General features: G+C 46.4%; 2 rRNA genes. Both read left to right on the forward strand.

Annotated elements, in window-relative coordinates:
- Nucleotides 1-730, forward strand: a 23S ribosomal RNA gene (locus ACVWYN_RS18345); the annotation flags it as partial.
- Nucleotides 731-876: 146 nt separating this feature from the next.
- Nucleotides 877-988: ribosomal RNA gene (gene rrf / locus ACVWYN_RS18350) — 5S ribosomal RNA — on the forward strand.
- Nucleotides 989-1,036: the final 48 nt, after the last annotated feature.

The following is a 1,036-nucleotide window of genomic DNA, read 5'->3' on the forward strand; positions in this document are numbered from 1 at the left end:
AGGGTTCGTGGAGTCAACGTTGAAATACCACCCTTTCTGTATTCGGTGTCTAACTCCATCTAATGGAGGACATTGTTTGATGGGTAGTTTGACTGGGGTGGTCGCCTCCAAAAAGGTAACGGAGGCTTTCAAAGGTAAGCTCAATACGCTTGGTAACCGTATGAGGAGTGCAATAGCATAAGCTTGCTTGACTGTGAGACAGACAAGTCGATCAGGGTCGAAAGACGGATATAGTGATCCGGTGGTTCTGCATGGAAGGGCCATCGCTCAAAGGATAAAAGGTACGCTGGGGATAACAGGCTGATCTCCCCCAAGAGCTCATATCGACGGGGAGGTTTGGCACCTCGATGTCGGCTCGTCACATCCTGGGGCTGGAGAAGGTCCCAAGGGTTCGGCTGTTCGCCGATTAAAGTGGCACGCGAGCTGGGTTCAGAACGTCGCGAGACAGTTCGGTCCCTATCTGTTGTGGGCGTTGGAATTTTGAGTGGGGCTGACCTTAGTACGAGAGGACCGGGTTGGACTAGCCTCTAGTGAATCTGTTGTTCCGCCAGGGGCATTGCAGAGTAGCTACGCTGGGAATAGATAAGCGCTGAAAGCATCTAAGTGCGAAACTAGCCACGAGATGAGAATTCCATATAGGACCGTAGAAGACTACTACGTTGATAGGTTACAGATGTAAAGATGGTGACATCAAAGTCGAGTAATACTAATAATCCGAAGCTTTCAAGAGCATAGAACTGTTGTTTGTTCTTCCTAACTAACTTCTTTCAATAATATGTCATTGTTTATTGAACAATACAATGAATTGTAAGGCTAATTGTCCCAAAGACAGTGAATCAAAACAATAACTGATATTGATCTGAACATTTAAAATATTCAGGTGCCTATATCGGTGGTGTCCACCTCTTCCCATTCCGAACAGAGAAGTTAAGCCCACCAGAGCCGATGGTACTGCGGTAACACGTGGGAGAGTAGGTCGGTGCCAGATCTTAAAGATACCCTGTAGTGAAAACTACAGGGTATTCTTGTTTATAAA

The sequence above is a fragment of the Pedobacter sp. UYP24 genome (assembly GCF_054057295.1).